The sequence below is a fragment of the Micromonospora sp. CNZ295 genome, from assembly GCF_004217535.1.
This window is the reverse complement of sequence record NZ_SHKZ01000001.1, coordinates 1,220,167-1,238,015: the sequence shown is the minus strand read 5'-3', so window position 1 is coordinate 1,238,015 and position 17,849 is coordinate 1,220,167. Positions and strand designations below refer to the sequence as shown.

The window sequence follows — 17,849 nt, the reverse complement described above, 5'->3', positions numbered from 1 at the left end:
GAGCGGCCGGTCACCCGTGGTGCGGGCTCCGGCCGGTCAGCCACCGTCCACCGAGGATTCCCGACCACCGGGACCGGTCGGATCGGTGCCGGTCTCCGGGGTGGGGCTGGCACCCGGGGTCGGCCCGGGCCCCGAGGTCGGCCCAGGCCCCGGGGTCGGGCCGGGCCCCGGGGTCGGGCCGGGCCCCGGGGTCGGGCCGGGCCCCGAGGTAGGGCCGGGCCGTGGGGTGGGGCCGGGCCGTGGGATGGGGCCGGACCCCGAGGTCGGCCCGGACCCCGGGGTGGGGCCGGGCCGTGGCGCGTGCGCCGACGGGTCCGGACAGAGCGGATAGCCGGGCGGGACGGCGACGTATCCCGGCGGGAACGGCGCGAGGTACGGCGGCGGCACGGGGGCGGCCGCGAGGTACGGCGGCGGCACGGGGGCGACCGGGGGAAGTGCCGGCGGTACGGCCGCTTCCGGGGACGCGGCGGGGACGAACCAGCGGTGCGCCGGCGGCAGGGCGAGCAGCAGCACCACCGCGGCGGTCAGCAGGAAGACGGCCAGCGTCCCGAACGCCCCGAGCGGAAAGAACACGGCGTCGAACGGGTCGGGCGTGCCGTACAGGGCGTCGAGGAACGGGCTGTCCTCCCAGAAGTCCGCCGGCAGATCCTCCTCGTCCGGGTAGTCCCCCGCATCGTCCGGGTAGCCCGGCGGCCCTTCGGCAACGCCGGCGACGAAGAGCATCGGGAGGAAGAGGGCGCCGAAACACCCCTGGCAGACGCAGACGAGCAGTTGGCCGCCGGCGGCCACGAAGACCAGGATCCGGGCGACCTTCCCGCCCCGGCGTACCGGCAGGGCGGTCGCCGCGTACCAGACCGCCAGCAGCAGGACGGGCAGACCGATGAAGATCGAGCCACCGACGTTGGTCCAGCGCTCGGCGCGTACCTCGTTCGGGTCGGCGCCGGGTACCGCGCGGACCGCCTCGTCGATGCGCCCGTCCCAGAGCACGGCCTGCACGACCACCAACGCCAGCAGACCGAGCAGCACGACCGCCGCGGCGAGTTGGAGCCAGAAGGCGACGGTGACGGTTCGCGGCCGGGGCGGGCGTGCCGGCGCGTCGGTGGAGGTGATCACGGGCGGCAACGTACGGCTCTGTCGTGCTCGCGCGGCAGAGCCGTTCGACCGGTTCCAGATGCCCGGTTGATCACGTTCAGCCGAGGCGGCCCTCGGCGTACTCCCGGAGGGTGGTGCTGCCCATCACGCAGCCGGTGAACGTGCCGACCTCGGCCGGGTCGTCGCGCAGCCGCTCCCAGGCCGCCCGGCCGGCGGTCGGGTCGAGCCGCTCGAGCAACGCGGCGGCGTAGACCTTCCCGGCCGGCGAGCCGCTGGCCAGCAGCCGGTCGAGCGGCCCGCGTACCTCACCGGGGTGGTCGACCAGCGCGGCCGCCACCCGCTGGTACGCCTCGGTGACCGGCAACAGCGACCCGGCGATGCCCACCGGTCCGAACGCGACGGTCTCGGCGCGGTGCAGCTCCTCGATCGCGGCGGCCAGCTCCCGCCCCCGCTTCCTCCCGATGCCCACCATCCCGTCCTCCTACCCGGCCACTCCTACTCCCACCCTGTCGATCAAGAAGTTTGCGTCCGTGGATACCGGGTTCAGGGACGCAAACTTCTTGATCGACTCGAGGTCAAGCGGCGGTCACCGCCAGGGAGTCCTTCGCGTCGGTCAGGTCGACCCGCACCGTGTCGCCGTCCCGGATCTGGCCCGCCAGGAGGGCCTTGGCGAGCTGGTCGCCGATGGCGGTCTGCACCAGGCGGCGCAGCGGGCGGGCACCGTAGATCGGGTCGTAGCCGTGCTCGGCGAGCCACGTCCGGGCGGCATCCGTGATCGCCAGGCTCAGCCGGCGGTCGGCGAGCCGGCGGCGCATCCGGTCGAGCTGGATGTCCACGATGGCCCGCAGGTCCTGGCCCTGGAGGGCGGCGAAGACCACGATGTCGTCGAGCCGGTTGAGGAACTCCGGCTTGAAGTGCGAGCGGACCACCGCCAGGACGCCCTCCCGCCGCTGCTCCTCCGCCAGCGTCAGGTCGCTGATCACCGACGAACCGAGATTCGAGGTGAGGATCAGGATGGCGTTGCGGAAGTCCACCGTGCGGCCCTGACCGTCGGTGAGCCGGCCGTCGTCGAGCACCTGGAGCAGGATGTCGAAGACGTCCGGGTGGGCCTTCTCGACCTCGTCGAGCAGGATCACGGAGTACGGCCGGCGGCGCACCGCCTCGGTGAGCTGGCCGCCCTCCTCGTAGCCGACGTAGCCGGGCGGGGCACCCACCAGACGGGCGACGGAGTGCTTCTCGCCGTACTCGCTCATGTCGATGCGGACCATCGCCCGCTCGTCGTCGAAGAGGAACCCGGCCAGCGCCTTCGCCAGCTCGGTCTTGCCGACGCCGGTCGGGCCGAGGAAGAGGAAGCTGCCGGTCGGGCGATCCGGGTCGGCGACGCCGGCCCGGGCGCGGCGGACCGCGTCGGAGACGGCGGCCACCGCCTCCGCCTGGCCGACCACCCGCTCACCCAGCGACTCCTCCATCCGCAGCAGCTTGGCGGTCTCGCCCTCCAGCAGCCGGCCGGCCGGGATGCCGGTCCAGGAGGCGACCACCGCGGCGATGTCGTCCGCGCCGACCTCCTCCTTGAGCATCGCGCCGTCGGCCTGGAGCCGGGCCAGCTCCTCCTCCGCCCTGGTCAGGTCGGCCTTGAGCGCCGGGATGCGGCCGTACCGCAGCTCGGCGGCGCGCTCCAGCTCGCCGTCGCGCTCGGCCCGCTCGGCCTCGCCACTGAGCCGCTCCAGCTCCTCCTTGGCGGTGGAGAGCTTGGTGATGTGGCTCTTCTCCAGCTGCCAGCGCTCGGAGAGCGCGGTCAACTGCTCGCGCTTGTCGGCCAGCTCCTTGCGCAGCCGCTCCAGCCGCTCGGCGGACGCCGCGTCCGGCTCCTTGGCCAGCGCCATCTCCTCGATCTCGAGCCGGCGCACCGCCCGCTCGATCTCGTCCACCTCGACCGGGCGGGAGTCGATCTCCATCCGCAGCCGGGACGCGGACTCGTCGACCAGGTCGATGGCCTTGTCCGGCAGGAACCGGTCGGTGATGTAGCGGTCGGACAGGGCGGCGGCGGCGACCAGCGCGGCGTCGGTGATCCGTACGCCGTGGTGCACCTCGTAGCGCTCCTTGAGGCCACGCAGGATGCCGATGGTGTCCTCGATCGTCGGCTCGCCGACCAGCACCGGCTGGAAGCGGCGCTCCAGGGCCGGGTCCTTCTCGATGTGCTCGCGGTACTCGTCCAGCGTGGTCGCGCCGACCATCCGCAGCTCGCCGCGGGCCAGCATCGGCTTGAGCATGTTGCCGGCGTCCATCGAGCCCTCGCCCTTGCCGGCGCCGACCACCGTGTGCAGCTCGTCGAGGAACGTGATGACCTGGCCGTTCGAGTTCTTGATCTCCTCGAGGACGGACTTCAGCCGCTCCTCGAACTGCCCCCGGTACGACGCGCCGGCCACCATCGCGCCGAGGTCGAGCGAGACCAGTTTCTTGTCCCGCAGCGACTCGGGCACGTCACCGGCGACGATCCGCTGGGCCAGGCCCTCGACGATGGCGGTCTTGCCGACCCCCGGCTCGCCGATCAGGACCGGGTTGTTCTTCGTCCGCCGGGAGAGCACCTGGATCACCCGGCGGATCTCGGCGTCCCGGCCGATCACCGGGTCGATCTTGCCCTCACGGGCGCTGGCGGTCAGGTCGACGCCGTACTTGGCCAGCGCCTGGTACGTCTGCTCCGGGTCGGGGGTGGTGACCCGCCGGTCCCCGCCCCGGACGGTCGGGAACGCGGCGACCAGGTTCTCCTCCGTGGCACCGGCCGCCTTCAGTGCGGTGGACACCGCGCCACCGACCCGGGCGAGACCGGCGAGCAGGTGCTCGGTGGAGGTGTACTCGTCGCCGAGCGGCCGCGCGATCTGCTCGGCGGCGCCGATCGCGTTGACGAACTCCCGGGCCAGGGTGGGTTCGGCGATGCTGGAGCCGCGCGCGGCGGGGAGCGCGTCGACCGCACGCTGGGCGACCCGGCGCAGCTCGCCGGGGTCGGCCCCGGCGGCGCGCAGCAGGCCGGCCGCGGTCGAGCCTTCGGTGTCCAGCAGGGACAGCAGCAGGTGCCAGGGCTCCACGGTGGCGTGTCCGCGCTGGTTGGCGAGCGCGACGGCACCGGTGATGGTCTCGCGGCTCTTGGTGGTGAGGCGTTCGGTGTTCATGGGCTCCCCCGGAATCGGCGTGTCCACTGGTACGGACACTCCCAGAGTTGAGCCTATTCCGCTCAACCTTGCCCGTGTGACCTGAGTCACTCACCCGCGCGTCGCGCGGCGTGGGCGCGCACCTTCGCCCGGTTGCCGCAGGTCGCCATGTCGCACCAGCGACGGCGGCCACGCGGGTCGAGGAAGAGCCACCCGCAGCCCGTCCCCGGACAGGCGCCCACCGCCCGGACGGAGTCGCCGGTCAGCAGATCCTCGGCGGCCCGCGCGACGGCGTACAGCGGGCGGGCCAGGCCGGCCGAGTCCGGCAGGACGCGCCGCGCACCGCCCCCGTCGGCCGGGGCCAGCTCGGTGGCGCGGAGCGCTGCCTGCGCCACCCGCGCCACCTCGCCGAACGCCTGCTCGTCGGCCGGTTCGCGGAGCAGCCGGTAGAGCGCGTTCCGGAGCTGGTAGGCCCGACGGAGAACGGTGCCGGCGGTACGCGCGTCGCCCGCCGCATCGGCCCGCAGCCGCTCCCCGGTCGCCGCCGGCAGCAGGCCGGCGTGCCCGGTCCAGACCACGAAGCGGTCGTACGTCGGGATCCACTCCCGCTTCGGATCCGGCGGCCCGGACGGCGTACGGACGACGGTGTCCCACCCGGACCACGTGTTGCAGAAGTCCAGCGCGGGATGCCCGCCGTAGAGCTTCGGCAGGAAAACGCCGTCGACCTCGACCCAGTGCACCGACCGATTGTGCCGCTTGAGAAGCCGGGCCAGGAAGGGTTGCCTGTGGCTAACCGGTAAATCGCTGCCTAATGGTTAGGAGAAACACATGGGGCGCCTGTTCGCCGCCACCCTCGGAGTGCTCGCCACCACGGTCGCCGCCACCACGGTCGCCGCCGGCCCGGCTCAGGCCGCGCCGACGGCGGCCGGGCTGGACTGGCAGCCGTACCGGTCCGCGCAGTACACGGTCGGAGCCGGCGAGCGCTGCGCCTTCGGCGTGCACGCCGAGCCGGTCGTCGACGAGGAGCGCATCGCGACGCTGACCACGTACCCCGACGGCAGCCCGCGCCAGCAGGTCATCACCGGCGACCTGCGGGTCCGCTACACCAACCTGGACAGCGGCGCGACCGTCGAGCACGACCTGAGCGGGACGGCCTTCATCGACTACGGGACCGACGGCTCGATGACCCACCGCTACCTCGGGCCGGTCGCCGTCGGCTTCCGGGCCACCGACGCGCACCCGAAGGGGATCTGGCGCCTCGACGGCTACCACGAGGTGACCTTCGCGGCCGACGGCGGCGTACGCGAGATCCGCGTCGACGGCGGCACCGAACACGACGTCTGCACCGACCTGGACTGAGGGCGTGGATCTCGGGGGTTCGGCCGCCGGAGGGCCGAACCCCCCGAGATCTCGAACGGCACACCTCGGGACCGGCCCGATCACCAGCGTGCGGCGTGAGAGTACGCTGCGCGCGTGCGAGTACGTGTCGAACAGACTTCCCTCCCGGGGATCGGCGTACGTCATGACCTGATGACCGAGTCGGGGCGGCGCCTGGGGGTCGTCTCCCACCGCAACGGCCGCCGGGACCTGGTCCTCTACGACCCGGACGATCCCGACTCCTGCCAGCACGACATCCCGCTCACGGACGACGAGGCGGAGGCGCTGGCCGACATCCTCGGCGCGTCGCTGATGCTCGGCCAGCTCTCCGGGCTCCGGGAACAGGCCGCGGGTCTGCTCACCGAGCAGATCGCCATTCCGGCCGGATCGTCGTACGTGAACCGGAAGCTCGGGGACACCAAGGCGCGCACCCGCACCGGGGCCTCGATCGTGGCGGTGCTCCGCCACGGCGAGGTGATCGTCTCTCCGGATCCCTCGTTCCGCTTCGCAGCCGGTGACGTGGTGGTCGTGGTCGGGACCCGGCAGGGTCTCGACGGCGTGACCGCCATCTTCGCCGACGGTGACCCGGACGGCTGAGGCGGATGCACGAAACCACGACACTGCTCATCGAGGTCGGCGTACTGCTGTTCCTGCTCGGCCTGCTCGGCCGGCTCAGCCGTCGGATCGGGCTCTCGCCCATCCCGCTCTACCTGCTCGCCGGTCTGGCCTTCGGGCACGGCGGCGTGTTCAAGTTCCAGGAGAGCGAGGAGTTCTTCGCGATCGGCGCCGAGATCGGCGTGATCCTGCTGCTGGTCATGCTCGGCCTGGAATACTCCGCCGGCGAACTGGTCGGCAACCTCCGGGCCGCGGCGCCGGCCGGGCTGATCGACGGTGTGCTCAACGCGCTGCCGGGCGCCGCGTTCGCGCTACTGCTCGGGTGGGGGTGGGTGGCCGCCGTCGTCCTCGCCGGCATCACCTGGGTGTCCTCGTCCGGCGTCATCGCGAAGGTGCTGGGCGACCTGGGCCGGCTCGGTAACCGGGAGACCCCGGTCATCCTGTCGGTGCTGGTCATCGAGGACCTGGCGATGGCGCTGTACCTGCCACTGGTCACCGCCGTCCTGGCCGGTACCGGCCTGATCGGCGGGGGCATCGCGCTCGCCGTCGCGGTCACCACGGTGCTGATCGTGCTGGTGGTGGCGATCCGCTACGGCCGGGTCATCTCGAACATCATGTCGGCCGGCGACCCGGAGGCCGTGCTGCTGGGCGTGCTGGGCCTGACCCTGCTGGTGGCCGGCGTGGCCGCGAAGCTCCAGGTGTCGGCCGCGGTCGGCGCGTTCCTGGTCGGCATCGCGCTGTCCGGGCCGGTGGCGCACCACGCCACCGAGCTCCTGACCCCGCTGCGGGACCTGTTCGCCGCGGTGTTCTTCCTCTTCTTCGGCCTGGTCACCGACCCGCGCGACATCCCGCCGGTGCTGCTGCCGGCACTCGCCCTGGCGGTGATCACGATGGGGACGAAGACGCTCACCGGTTACCTGGCCGCGCGGCGGGTCGGCATCGCCGAACCCGGCCGCTGGCGCGCCGGTGTCGCCCTGGTGCCCCGCGGAGAGTTCTCGATCGTCATCGCCGGGCTGGCGGTGGCGGCCGGGAGTGTCGAACCGCAGCTGGCCGCGCTCGCCACGGCGTACGTGTTGATCACGGTCGTGACCGGGCCGATGCTGGCGCGGGTGCCCGACCTCGACTGGTTCAAGCGCTGGCTGCGACGCCGGGCCAAGGCCCAGCGCGCCCGGCCGGCACCTGTCCCGGACTGACCCGTTCGTCCCCTCCGGGCCGGGTCCGACCGGATGACGAGACCCGGCCCGGCCAACGGTTGTCGAATTGCTCCCGCCGGGGACTACCGCTGGTGGCGCGCTCGCGTTACCGTTTCGGCCCAAGCAGCCATGGGTTCGCGGCGGTGCGGTGCGCCCCGCGTCGGAAGCGGGAAGGTTGGCCGGTGAGCGTGCAGGAATCGACGTTTCACGGCTTTGCCAACCCTGTCGACCCGTCCCCGGCCGAGCTGCGGGCGTGGGCGTACCACCCCGACTCGGTCCCGCTGACGTCGATGCCCGCGGACTGGGACCTCCTGGTCTCCGGCGACCGCTTGGTGCTGACCCTGTTCGACCTGGCGATGGATCCGGCCTGCCCGGCCCGCCGCTTCGCGCTGCACTGCCTCTACATCTACGCCGCCGACGGGATCCGGACGAACTTCCGCGCCCACCCGAAGCGGCGCTTCCGCAAGCTGGTCGAGCAGGCGGAGCGCGACGGCGACGAGCTGATGCGGACGTGGGCCCACAACAGCCGGGTCCTGCTGGCCCGTCCGAACCTGTTCGTGTACCGCGACTGGTGCGAAGGCGGCCTGGTCCGCGAAAACCGCCGCCTCGCCTAACCCCCGGTCCCCTTCCCCTGGTGGGGGCGCGGGGGCGCCGGGGCGGCGAACGGGCCGGGACCCCCCGTGGGTCCCGGCCCGTTCGCCGATCGGGTCAGCGCGCCTTCGGGTTGCGGTCGTGGTCGACCGGGTCGAACCGCCCCTCGTTCACCGTGTCGCGGAACGTCCCCTCGGTGACCCGGTCGAACCGCTTCCGGACGTCCGCCGCCACCCGCTCAAGGCGTTCCTCGGTCTGCTGAGCCACCTTCTTCGCTGATTCCGTCACGCGCTCCCCCTCGCCATGCCGGTCTGAATTCAGCGGATAGGACCTCAATTGCACCTTAACGACGGCGGCCCGGCCCGCGCCGGGGAAACCGGCGAACGGACCGGGCCGGAGCCGCGATCGTGGCGTCAGCGGTCGGGGTTCCGGCGGGGGCGCCAGACCACCAGCGCGGTGGAGGTGCGGTTGGTGGGCACGAGATCGCTACCCGGGAAGCGGGCCAGCGCCTCCAACTCGGCGATCCGGCGGTACGCGGCGTCCAGCTCCGCCTCCAGCCGCGCCACCCGCTGTTGCGCCTCCTCGAGCAGCCGCTCCAGGCCGATGATCCGCTTCACGCCCGCGAGGTTGATGCCGTCGTCCTGGCTGAGCCGCTGCACCTCGCGCAGCAGCACGACATCCCGGACGCTGTACCGGCGCCCGCCACCGGCCGCCCGGCCGGCCTGGACCAGCCCGAGCCGGTCGTACTGGCGGAGCGTCTGCGGGTGCATCCCCGCCATCCGCGCCGCCACCGAGATCATCAGCACCTTGGCCTCGTAGGCAGGGTCATCCGCACCGACGTACTCGTTCGACATCCCCGCTCACCTCCGCGTGCACTCCACCAAGCCCACTGAAACACCGGTCAACTGACTCGACGTACCCGCGCCTCGAGATGTTCCCGGGCGGCCGGCGGCGTCTGCGCGGCGAACGTCTCCAGCGCCGCCCGCGCCTCGTCCGACAGCTTCGCCGGGACCACCACGTCGAGAGTGACCAGCAAATCGCCGACCCGCCCGTCGTTGCGGACGACCCCCTTGCCCCGCGCGCGCAGCACCCGACCGCTCGGCGTGCCCGGTGGCACCCGCAGGGTCACCGCGCCGTCCAGCGTGGGCACCCGCAGGTCGGTGCCGAGGACGGCCTCCGCGAAGGTGATCGGTACGGTCAGGGTCAGGTCGTCGCCCGACCTCCCGAACAGGTTGTCCGGGCGTACCTTGACCTGGACGAAGAGGTCGCCGGCCGGGCCGCCCCGCTCACCGGGCTCACCCCGCCCGGCCAGCCGGATCCGCTGGCCGTCGGCCACCCCGGCGGGGAACCGGACGTTGAGGGTGCGGGTCTTGGTGACCCCGCCGGTGCCCTGGCACTCCGGGCACTTCTCGTCGACCACCGTGCCGACCCCCTGGCAGTTGCGGCACGGCTCGGAGAAGCTGAACGACCCCTGGTTGCGGGTGGTCACGCCGGCGCCGTGACAGACCGGGCAGGCACGCGGCTGGGTGCCGGGCTTCGCTCCGTTGCCGTGACAGGTGTCGCACACGCCGGGGGCGCGCAGCGTCAGCGGGAGGGTCACCCCACGGACCGCGTCGTCGAAGGCCAGGGCGACCTCGGTCTCGACGTCCCGCCCCCGGGCCGGGCCACGGGGCGCGGCACCGCCGCCACCCGAGAAGATCGAACTGAACAGGTCCTGGAAGCCGGCACCGCCGAACCGCCGGTCCCCGCCCGTCGCGCCGCCGAACAGGTCGGAGACGTCGAACGGCATGCCACCGGGCCGACCCGACGCGCGGGCGTTGCGCCGGAACGCGCCCGAGCCGAACAGCGAGCGCATCTCGTCGTACTCCCGGCGCCGGGCCTCGTCGCCCAGCACCGCGTACGCCTCGGAGACCGCCTTGAACCGCTCCTCCGCCTTCGGGTCGCCGGGGTTGTGGTCCGGGTGCGACTCGCGCGCCAGCTTCCGGTACGCCTTCTTGATCTCGTCAGCGGAGGCGGCCTTCGGCACGCCCAGGACGGCGTAGTAGTCCTTCTCGATCCAGTCCTTGGAACTCACCGGTCCACCCCCTTCCCTTCGAGCGGTCGTCCCGCCCGCCCGGTGCGGGCGGGCGGGACGATCCGGTCGTCGTGTCGTACCACTTACTCAGGGTCGGCGACCCCGACCAGCGCCGCCCGCAGCAGCCGCTCGCCGATCAGGTAACCCCGTCGCATGATCTGCACGCAGGTCGGCTCGGTGACGTCGGCGGAGGTCTGGTGGGCCACCGCCTCGTGCCGCGTCGGGTCGAACGGGTCGCCCTCCTCGCCGAACGGGGTCAGGCCGAACTTGCCGAGCGCGGTGACGAGCTGCTCGGCTACCGACCCGAACGGCCCGACCAGGTCGCCGTGCTCACGGGCCCGGTCCAGGTCGTCGAGGATCGGCAGCAGGGCGGCGAGCACCGCTGCGGTGGCCTGCTCGGTGACGAGGCCCCGGTCCCGGTCGACCCGCTTGCGGTAGTTGGCGTACTCCGCGGTCACCCGCTGGAGATCCCGGGTGCGCTCGTCGAGTTCGGCGCGCAGCGCCTCCAGCTCGGCGCCGAGCGACGTGGCCGCGGCGGCGTCGACCGGATCGGCCGGTGCGTCCACCACCGGCGGCCCGGCCGGCGTGCCCTCGTCCGGCTCGGCGGTCTCCACCTGGATCTCGTCGACCACGACCTCGGCCTCCTCGACCAGCCCTTCGGCCGGGGTGTTCGACCCGGCGTCGGCGGCGGTCGCGTCGGACGCCGGAGTCTCCCTGATCTTGCGGTTGTTACGGATGACGACCCGCTGCTCCGCACCGCCCTTGCCGGCGGACGCGGAGCGACCCCGCCCCGACCCGGTGCGGCCCGGGTCGGCGGCTCGTGGCTTGTCCGTCATGCGGCTACCTCATCCCTGTGCATGGAGTTCGTTTCCGGGGACCGTCACTTCTTGTCCTCGTCCACGATCTCCGCGTCGACCACGTCGTCGGCGCCACCGGCCTGCGCTCCGCCGGCCTGCGCTCCGCCGGGCTGGGCCCCGCCGGCCTCGGCACCGCCGGTCGCGCCGGCACCCGCCGGGCCGGCCTGCTCGCCCTGCTGCTGGTTGTAGAGCAGGGAGCCGGCCTGCTGGGAGACCTGGGCCAGCCGCTCGTGCGCCTCCTTGATCTTCTCGATGTCCTGGCCGCCGAGCGCGCTGCGCAGCTCGCCGAGCGCCTCGTTGATCTGGTCCCGGGGCTCGGCCGGCAGCTTGTCACCGCTCTCGGCGAGGAACTTCTCGGTCTGCCACTGGAGCGCCTCGGCCAGGTTGCGGGTCTCCGCCTCGTCGCGGCGCCGCTTGTCCTCCTCGGCGTGCTCCTCGGCGTCCCGGCGCATGCGCTCGATGTCGTCCTTCGGCAGCGAGGAGCCGCCGGTGATGGTCATCTTCTGTTCCTTGCCGGTGCCGAGGTCCTTCGCGTGGACGTTCACGATGCCGTTGGCGTCGATGTCGAAGGTGACCTCGATCTGCGGCACGCCGCGCGGGGCCGGCGGCAGACCGGTCAGCTCGAAGGTGCCGAGCTTCTTGTTGTAGGCGGCGATCTCGCGCTCGCCCTGGAAGACCTGGATCAGCACCGACGGCTGGTTGTCGTCGGCCGTGGTGAAGACCTCGGAGCGCTTGGTCGGGATGGTGGTGTTGCGCTCGATCAGCTTGGTGAAGATGCCGCCCTTGGTCTCGATGCCCAGGCTCAACGGGGTCACGTCGAGCAGCAGGACGTCCTTGACCTCGCCCTTGAGCACGCCGGCCTGGAGGGCGGCGCCGACGGCGACGACCTCGTCCGGGTTGACACCCTTGTTCGGCTCCTTGCCGGTGAGCTGCTTGACCAGGTCGGTCACGGCCGGCATGCGGGTCGAGCCACCGACCAGGATGACGTGGTCGACGTCGGCGATCTTGATGCCGGCGTCCTTCACCGCCTGCTCGAACGGGCCCTTGCAGCGGTCCAGCAGGTCCTGCGTCATCCGCTGGAACTCGGCGCGGCTGAGCGACACGTCGAGGTGCAGCGGGCCGGCGGCGCCGGCGGTGATGTACGGCAGGTTGATGTTGGTGGTGGTCGCGGCGGACAGCTCGATCTTCGCCTTCTCGGCCGCCTCCTTGAGCCGCTGCATCGCCATCTTGTCCTGCGACAGGTCGATGCCGTGCTCACCGCGGAAGGTCTTCACCAGGTGGTCGATGATGCGCTGGTCCCAGTCGTCACCGCCGAGCGCGTTGTCACCGCTGGTGGACTTCACCTCGACGACGCCCTCGGCCAGCTCCAGCAGCGAGACGTCGAAGGTGCCGCCACCGAGGTCGAACACCAGGACGGTCTGCTCCTTGGAGCCCTTGTCCAGCCCGTACGCCAGGGCGGCGGCGGTCGGCTCGTTGACGATCCGCAGCACGTTGAAGCCGGCGATCTCACCGGCCTCCTTGGTGGCCTGGCGCTGGCCGTCGTTGAAGTAGGCCGGGACGGTGATCACCGCGTCGGTGATCTGCTCACCCAGGTACGCCTCGGCGTCCCGCTTGAGCTTCATCAGCGTGCGGGCCGAGATCTCCTGCGGCGTGTACTTCTTGCCGTCGATGTCGACGGACCAGTTGGTGCCGACCTCCCGCTTCACCGAGCGGATCGTCCGGTCCGGGTTGGTCACGGCCTGACGCTTGGCGACCTCGCCGACGAGCACCTCGCCGTTGCGGGCGAACGCGACGATCGACGGGGTCGTCCGCGAGCCCTCCGCGTTGGCGATGACGGTGGGCTCACCGCCCTCCAGGACGCTGACGCAGGAGTTCGTCGTGCCGAGGTCGATACCGACCGCACGTGCCATCTTCGCTTCCTCGCTTCGTTCGTTTGAGCAGGTGACGGGCACCGCCCGCGGCACACCCACCACAAGTTGAGTGAACTTGACTCAATAGTGCCACGCCCCCGACGATCGTCAAGTCGAGGTTGAGCCAACCCGACGCAACCTACCCGTTATTACCGTCTGGTTGTCTTCCCTTGCATCGGTCGGGCACGCTTTAGCGGTGACGACGCACGGCGATCCCGCCACCCACTCCGCCGCGCCCGCCGTCGCCGCCCGCACCGGCCACCCGGACGCCGGGGAGGCCGCGCCGTCCATCGCCGCGGACGACACCCTGCCCGCCGCGCTGACCGGCCTGCGCGCCGCGATCGACGCGGTGCGCTTCCCGCTCACGCTGCCCTCGGCCGAGGCCGCCACCCGGGTCGGCCGAGCCCTGACCGACCAGCTCGACGACTACCTGCTGCCCCGGCTCCACCGCCTCGACGCGCCCCTGCTCGTGGTGGTCGGCGGTTCCACCGGCGCGGGCAAGTCGACCCTGGTCAACAGCCTCGTGAAGGCCCGGGTGAGCGCCGCCGGGGTGCTCCGGCCCACCACCCGATCCCCGGTGCTGGTCTGCAGCCCGGCCGACGCCGCCTGGTTCCGGCAGGGTGAGCTGCTGCCCGGCCTCACCCGGACCGGCGGTCCCAGCGACGACCCGCGCTCCCTGCACCTGGTGACCGCGCCGGCGCTCCCGCCGGGGCTGGCCTTCCTCGACGCCCCCGACATCGACTCCGTGGTCGACGCCAACCGGGCCCTGGCCGGGCAGCTCCTCGCCGCCGCCGACCTCTGGCTGTTCGTCACCACCGCCGCCCGGTACGCCGACGCCGTCCCCTGGGAGCTGCTGCGCACCGCCCAGGCCCGGGGCACGGTGATCGCCATGGTGCTGGACCGGGTGCCGCCGGAGGCCGCGGACGAGGTCGCGGCCCACCTCTCGGAGATGCTCGCCGACCGGGGCCTCGGCTCGGCGCCGCTGTTCGTCCTCCCGGAGACCTGGGTGGACGGGCAGGGCCTGCTTGCCGAACGGGTCACCGGGCCGCTCGCCGACTGGTTCGCCCGGCTCGCCGCCGACGCGGACGCCCGGGCGGCCGTCGTCCGGCAGACCCTCGACGGGGCGCTCGCCACGCTCCACCCGACCGTCAGCGGGCTCGCCGACGCCGTCGACGAGCAGCTGGCCACCGCCGACACCCTGGACGAGCGGGTCGCCGCGGCGTACCGGAGTGCCCAGCGGACGGTCGAGCAGGGGCTCTCCGACGGCCGGCTGCTGCGGGGTGAGGTGCTCGCCCGCTGGCAGGAGCTGGTCGGCGCCGGCGAGTTCTTCCGCACGTTGGAGGCCCGCATCGGGCGCCTGCGCGACCGCGTCGTCGCCGCCGTCACCGGGCGCCCGGCCCCCGCCAGCGAGCTGCGCGTCGCGATCGAGTCCCAGCTGGTCACCCTGCTGCGCGGGGTCACCGCGGAGGCGGCGGAGAGCGCGCACACCGCCTGGCGGGCGCATCCCGCCGGGGCGGACCTGCTCGACCCGGAACTCGCGCACCCCTCACCCGACCTGCCGGAGCGCGCCGCACGGCTGGTCCGCGACTGGCAGCGGGGGGTGCTGGACCTGGTCCGGGCCGAGGGCGGCGACAAGCGGTTCGTCGCCCGGACGGCCGCGTACGCGGTGAACGCCACCGGCCTGGCCGTCATGATCGCCGTGTTCGCCTCGACCGCGTTCATCCCGACCGGGCTGGAGGTCGCCACCGGGGCCGGCACGACGGTCGCCGCGCAGGCCGTGCTCCAGGCCATCTTCGGCGACCAGGCGGTGCGTACGCTGGCGGACAGGGCCCGCATGGACCTGCTGGCGCGGGTGCGGGCGCTGCTGGACGAGGAGGCCGCCCGCTTCCTCGCCCGCACCGCCGCCGCCCGACCGGCCGCCGAGACCGCCGAGGCGCTCCGCCGGGCCGCCGACCGGGTGGAGGTCGCCCGGCGCCGCAGCGGCCTCGGCCTGGACGCGCCGGCCGAGGAGGACGGACGGTGAGCAACATCGTCGGGCGGATGCGCGGGGCGTTCCGCGGCGACCAGCGGGTGAACGCCGACTTCCTGGTCGCCCGCCTGGAGGCGGTCGGCCGGTTCCTCAGCCTGGCCGACGGCCACCTGCCGGACAAGCAACTCGTCGCCGCGCACACCCTGCTCGAGCGGGCCGGCACCCGCCTCGCGCTCTCTCGGGACCACACCGTCGTGGCCCTGGCCGGCGCCACCGGCGGCGGCAAGTCGAGCCTGTTCAACGCCCTCGCCCGGATGGAGCTGTCGCCGGTCGGGGTACGCCGGCCGACCACCGGCGTCACGCACGCCTGCGTCTGGGGCCCGCCGGACGGCGGCACCCGGCTGCTCGACTGGATCGGCGTCCTGCCCCGCCACCGGTTCGTCCGGGAAAGCGTGCTCGACGGCGACGACGAGAGCGTCCTGCACGGGCTGATCCTGCTCGACCTCCCCGACTTCGACTCGGTGCAGCGGTCCCACCAGCTCGAGGTGGACCGGCTGCTCGGCCTGGTCGACCTGGTGGTCTGGGTGGTCGACCCGCAGAAGTACGCCGACCGGGTGATCCACGCGACCTACCTGCGCGAGTTCCACCGGCACCGGGACGTCACCCTCGTCGTGCTCAACCAGGCCGACCGGCTGCCCCCGGCGGAGCTGCCCCGGGTGCTCGCCGACCTGCGCCGGTTGCTCGACGCGGACGGGCTGGCGGGCGTACCGCTGCTGGCCACCACCGCCGTCGACCCGGACGGGACCGCGGCGCTCCGGGAGGCGCTGGAGCGGGCGGTCGCCGAGCGGCAGGCCATGCTGCGGCGGCTGCGCGCTGACCTGGACGCCGTGGTGACCGACCTGGCGGGGCTGGTCGACGCCGGCGAGCCGGCCGGGCTGAACGACGCCACCGTCGCCGCGCTGCACCGGGCGCTGTCCGGCACCGCCGGGGTGCCCGCCGTCGCCGACGCCGTCGAGGCCGCGTACCGGCACCGGGGCGCCGCCGCGACCGGCTGGCCGCTGGTCCGCGGCTGGCGGCGGCTGCGGCCGGACCCGCTGCGCCGGCTGCACCTGCCCGGCGCTCCGGGCGACGCCGCCGATCCGGCGGAGAGCCTGGTCGCCGCGACCTCGGTGCCCGACCCGACCGCCGCGCAGCGCTCGGCGCTCGGCCTGGCGATCCGGTCGGTGGCCGACCGGGCCGGCGCGGGCCTGCCCGCGTCCTGGCCCGCCGCGGTGACCGCCGCCGCCCGCTCCCGGCTCGCCGACCTGCCGGACGCGCTGGACACCGCGATCGCCCGCACCGATCTCGGCATGACCCAGCGGCCGCTGTGGTGGCGGCTCGTCGGGGGCCTCCAGTGGCTGGTCACGGTGGCGGCGGTCGCCGGGCTCGGCTGGCTGGTCCTCGGGTACGCGCTGCGCGCGCTCGGCCTGCCCGAGCTGGACCACCCGACCGTCGGCGCGGTGCCCCTGCCCACCCTCCTGCTGCTCGGTGGCCTGCTCGCCGGGCTGCTGGTGGCGGCGCTGACCCGGCCGGTGCTCCGGTTGACCGCGCGGCGCGCCCGGCGCCGGGCCGAGCAGCGGCTCACCGCCGCCGTGGCCGACGTCGGGGCGGCGTACGTGCTCGCGCCGGTGCGGGACGTGCTGTCGTCGTACGCGGAGGCCCGACGCGCCCTGCGGGACGCCGCCGGGCACTGACCCCCACCGCGCCGGGTGCCCCGGGCGCTTCGGGGACACCCGGACGTGGGTGGCGGCGTAGGGTCGGTGGATGGGAACTCCGCAGACCCCCTACGAAGCGGTCCTGCACGCCGCCCGCGACGTGGCCAAGCTCGACAACGCTCTGGACGCCGAGATGCTCGGCGCGGCGCTGCTCGGCAGCGTCTACGCGGTCGCCGAGGCCCGGCGTGACGACGCCGTGCGCGAGTTCGTCGGCGACTTCCTCGCCGCCACCTCCCGCCGCCGCGCGCCCGCCGCGATCACCATCCGCTCGGTCTTCGCCGCGCTGGTCCCGGACGCGGAGGGCGCCGACCGGGTGCGGCCCGGCACCGCCGCCCCCGCCTGGTCGGGCCAGCTCGGCCGGGTCCACCTGACCGGCTGCTGGTCGTACGGCGACGTGTACGGCGACCAGACCTCCTACCTGGCGACCTTCGCGTACGACGATCCGGCGGGCGGGCCCGAGCACGCGCTGGTGGCGCTCGTCGACCACAACATCGGCATCACCAAGGACGTCTTCGTGGGCGGCCCGCCCGCCCGGGTGCTCGACCAGATCCGCCAGATGTGCGCCGGCGACGAGCTGACCTGGTTCCGGGACGAGGCGCCGGCACACATGCACGCCGAGGTGACCCGGCACCTGGCCGTCACCGACGGCCTCAGCGAACTGCCCGGGGAGGGGTCGCTCGCCACGGACCGCGCCCTGGTCGGGGCCCGGCTGGCCCTGCTGCCGGCGGGCCGTCCGGCGGCCGTACGGGTGGTGGAGCCGCTCACCGCCGCCGAGCGCACCGACCTCGTCCGGCGGTTCCTCGCCGCCCCGGAGGCCGCCCGGTTCGGCCTGGACCCCATCGACGGGGCACAGCTCGCGTCGCTGCACTTCTGCCTGGGTCTGCTGCTGGACCACGCGGCCACCTTCACCGACCCCGACCCGCTGCGCTGGAGTCCCACGGTGGCCGGGCTCTTCCTGCTCGACTGGGTGCACCGGCGGGCCGTGCTGGACATGGACGACGCGGCGCTGCTGCCCCGGGTGCTGCGCGCCTGGGCGGCGTACGGCGGACGCAAGCGGGGGCTGCCGGAGACGGCAACGGCCGGCACCGACGCCGCGATCGAGGAGATGGTGCCGGAGTTCGCCCGCCTCTACACGACCGGCGAGCGGCGCAGCCCGGCGACCGCGGCGGTCGCCCAACTCCTCGCCGACGGCGTCGACCCGGACGACCCGGCCGCGCTGGACGCCTGGATCGAGGCGAACCGCCACCACCTCACCGACGACGGCGCGTAGG

16 protein-coding genes are annotated in these 17,849 nt (G+C 73.7%); 7 read left to right on the top strand and 9 right to left on the bottom strand.

All coding sequences use genetic code 11. The features are described from left to right. Positions 1-36: 36 nt before the first annotated feature. From EV376_RS05840 to EV376_RS30735, 4 genes are all read right to left on the bottom strand, one after another. Entirely contained in the window at positions 37-1,113 is a 1,077-nt protein-coding gene (locus tag EV376_RS05840; protein ID WP_130321118.1) for a hypothetical protein, read from the bottom strand. Positions 1,114-1,189: 76 nt separating this feature from the next. Then, complete coding sequence (locus tag EV376_RS05835) at positions 1,190-1,564, bottom strand: hypothetical protein (RefSeq protein ID WP_130321117.1); 375 nt, start codon at positions 1,562-1,564, stop codon at positions 1,190-1,192. Between the two features lie 103 nt (positions 1,565-1,667). After that, positions 1,668-4,259 carry an ATP-dependent chaperone ClpB gene (gene clpB, locus EV376_RS05830; RefSeq protein WP_130321116.1) on the bottom strand — a complete coding sequence of 864 codons (2,592 nt, stop codon included), beginning with the start codon at positions 4,257-4,259 and terminating at the stop codon, positions 1,668-1,670. An 86-nt stretch (positions 4,260-4,345) separates the two neighbouring features. Further along, positions 4,346-4,978, bottom strand: a complete 633-nt coding sequence (locus EV376_RS30735) for an ABATE domain-containing protein (RefSeq protein WP_130321115.1) — start codon at positions 4,976-4,978, stop codon at positions 4,346-4,348. Between the two features lie 88 nt (positions 4,979-5,066). On the opposite strand from EV376_RS30735, the gene EV376_RS05820 reads away from it, so the two are divergent. From EV376_RS05820 to EV376_RS05805, 4 genes are all read left to right on the top strand, one after another. Then, on the top strand, positions 5,067-5,597 hold the full coding sequence (locus EV376_RS05820) for a hypothetical protein (RefSeq protein ID WP_130321114.1): 531 nt from the start codon (positions 5,067-5,069) through the stop codon (positions 5,595-5,597). Positions 5,598-5,711: 114 nt separating this feature from the next. Further along, positions 5,712-6,212: a cation:proton antiporter regulatory subunit gene (locus tag EV376_RS05815; RefSeq protein ID WP_130321113.1), complete on the top strand. Its 501-nt coding sequence runs from the start codon at positions 5,712-5,714 to the stop codon at positions 6,210-6,212. 5 nt (positions 6,213-6,217) lie between these two features. Continuing rightward, complete coding sequence (locus tag EV376_RS05810; protein WP_130321112.1) at positions 6,218-7,423, top strand: cation:proton antiporter; 1,206 nt, start codon at positions 6,218-6,220, stop codon at positions 7,421-7,423. Between the two features lie 182 nt (positions 7,424-7,605). Beyond that, a complete protein-coding gene (locus EV376_RS05805; RefSeq protein ID WP_130321111.1) occupies positions 7,606-8,037 on the top strand; it encodes a hypothetical protein in 432 nt (143 codons plus the stop codon). A gap of 94 nt (positions 8,038-8,131) precedes the next feature. On the opposite strand, the gene EV376_RS30085 is transcribed toward EV376_RS05805, so the two are convergent. The 5 genes from EV376_RS30085 to dnaK form a co-directional block, all read right to left on the bottom strand. Continuing rightward, on the bottom strand, positions 8,132-8,302 hold the full coding sequence (locus EV376_RS30085) for a hypothetical protein (RefSeq protein ID WP_165437958.1): 171 nt from the start codon (positions 8,300-8,302) through the stop codon (positions 8,132-8,134). Positions 8,303-8,427: 125 nt separating this feature from the next. After that, on the bottom strand, positions 8,428-8,868 hold the full coding sequence (locus EV376_RS05800; RefSeq protein WP_130321110.1) for a heat shock protein transcriptional repressor HspR: 441 nt from the start codon (positions 8,866-8,868) through the stop codon (positions 8,428-8,430). A gap of 47 nt (positions 8,869-8,915) precedes the next feature. Beyond that, positions 8,916-10,088, bottom strand: a complete 1,173-nt coding sequence (gene dnaJ, locus EV376_RS05795) for a molecular chaperone DnaJ (RefSeq protein ID WP_130321109.1) — start codon at positions 10,086-10,088, stop codon at positions 8,916-8,918. An 83-nt stretch (positions 10,089-10,171) separates the two neighbouring features. After that, positions 10,172-10,924 carry a nucleotide exchange factor GrpE gene (gene grpE, locus EV376_RS05790; RefSeq protein ID WP_130321108.1) on the bottom strand — a complete coding sequence of 251 codons (753 nt, stop codon included), beginning with the start codon at positions 10,922-10,924 and terminating at the stop codon, positions 10,172-10,174. Positions 10,925-10,968: 44 nt separating this feature from the next. Further along, positions 10,969-12,855: a molecular chaperone DnaK gene (dnaK, locus tag EV376_RS05785; protein WP_130321107.1), complete on the bottom strand. Its 1,887-nt coding sequence runs from the start codon at positions 12,853-12,855 to the stop codon at positions 10,969-10,971. A 196-nt stretch (positions 12,856-13,051) separates the two neighbouring features. Here dnaK and EV376_RS05780 point away from each other — a divergent pair, with 196 nt between their 5' ends. From EV376_RS05780 to EV376_RS05770, 3 genes are all read left to right on the top strand, one after another. Beyond that, complete coding sequence (locus EV376_RS05780) at positions 13,052-14,878, top strand: ABC transporter (protein ID WP_130321106.1); 1,827 nt, start codon at positions 13,052-13,054, stop codon at positions 14,876-14,878. A gap of 17 nt (positions 14,879-14,895) precedes the next feature. Then, positions 14,896-16,557, top strand: a complete 1,662-nt coding sequence (locus EV376_RS05775) for a GTPase (RefSeq protein ID WP_130328535.1) — start codon at positions 14,896-14,898, stop codon at positions 16,555-16,557. Between the two features lie 70 nt (positions 16,558-16,627). Next, positions 16,628-17,848 (top strand): hypothetical protein, encoded by a 1,221-nt coding sequence (locus EV376_RS05770; RefSeq protein ID WP_130321105.1) that lies wholly within the window; start codon positions 16,628-16,630, stop codon positions 17,846-17,848. Position 17,849: the final 1 nt, after the last annotated feature.

Coding starts and splice junctions, on each gene's coding strand:
- EV376_RS05835 (WP_130321117.1), bottom strand. CDS start 1,564: ATGGTGGGCATCGGGAGGAAGCGGGGGCGGGAGCTGGCCGCCGCGATC.
- clpB (WP_130321116.1), bottom strand. CDS start 4,259: ATGAACACCGAACGCCTCACCACCAAGAGCCGCGAGACCATCACCGGT.
- EV376_RS05820 (WP_130321114.1), top strand. CDS start 5,067: ATGGGGCGCCTGTTCGCCGCCACCCTCGGAGTGCTCGCCACCACGGTC.
- EV376_RS05810 (WP_130321112.1), top strand. CDS start 6,218: ATGCACGAAACCACGACACTGCTCATCGAGGTCGGCGTACTGCTGTTC.
- EV376_RS05800 (WP_130321110.1), bottom strand. CDS start 8,868: ATGTCGAACGAGTACGTCGGTGCGGATGACCCTGCCTACGAGGCCAAG.
- grpE (WP_130321108.1), bottom strand. CDS start 10,924: ATGACGGACAAGCCACGAGCCGCCGACCCGGGCCGCACCGGGTCGGGG.
- dnaK (WP_130321107.1), bottom strand. CDS start 12,855: ATGGCACGTGCGGTCGGTATCGACCTCGGCACGACGAACTCCTGCGTC.
- EV376_RS05775 (WP_130328535.1), top strand. CDS start 14,896: ATGCGCGGGGCGTTCCGCGGCGACCAGCGGGTGAACGCCGACTTCCTG.
- EV376_RS05770 (WP_130321105.1), top strand. CDS start 16,628: ATGGGAACTCCGCAGACCCCCTACGAAGCGGTCCTGCACGCCGCCCGC.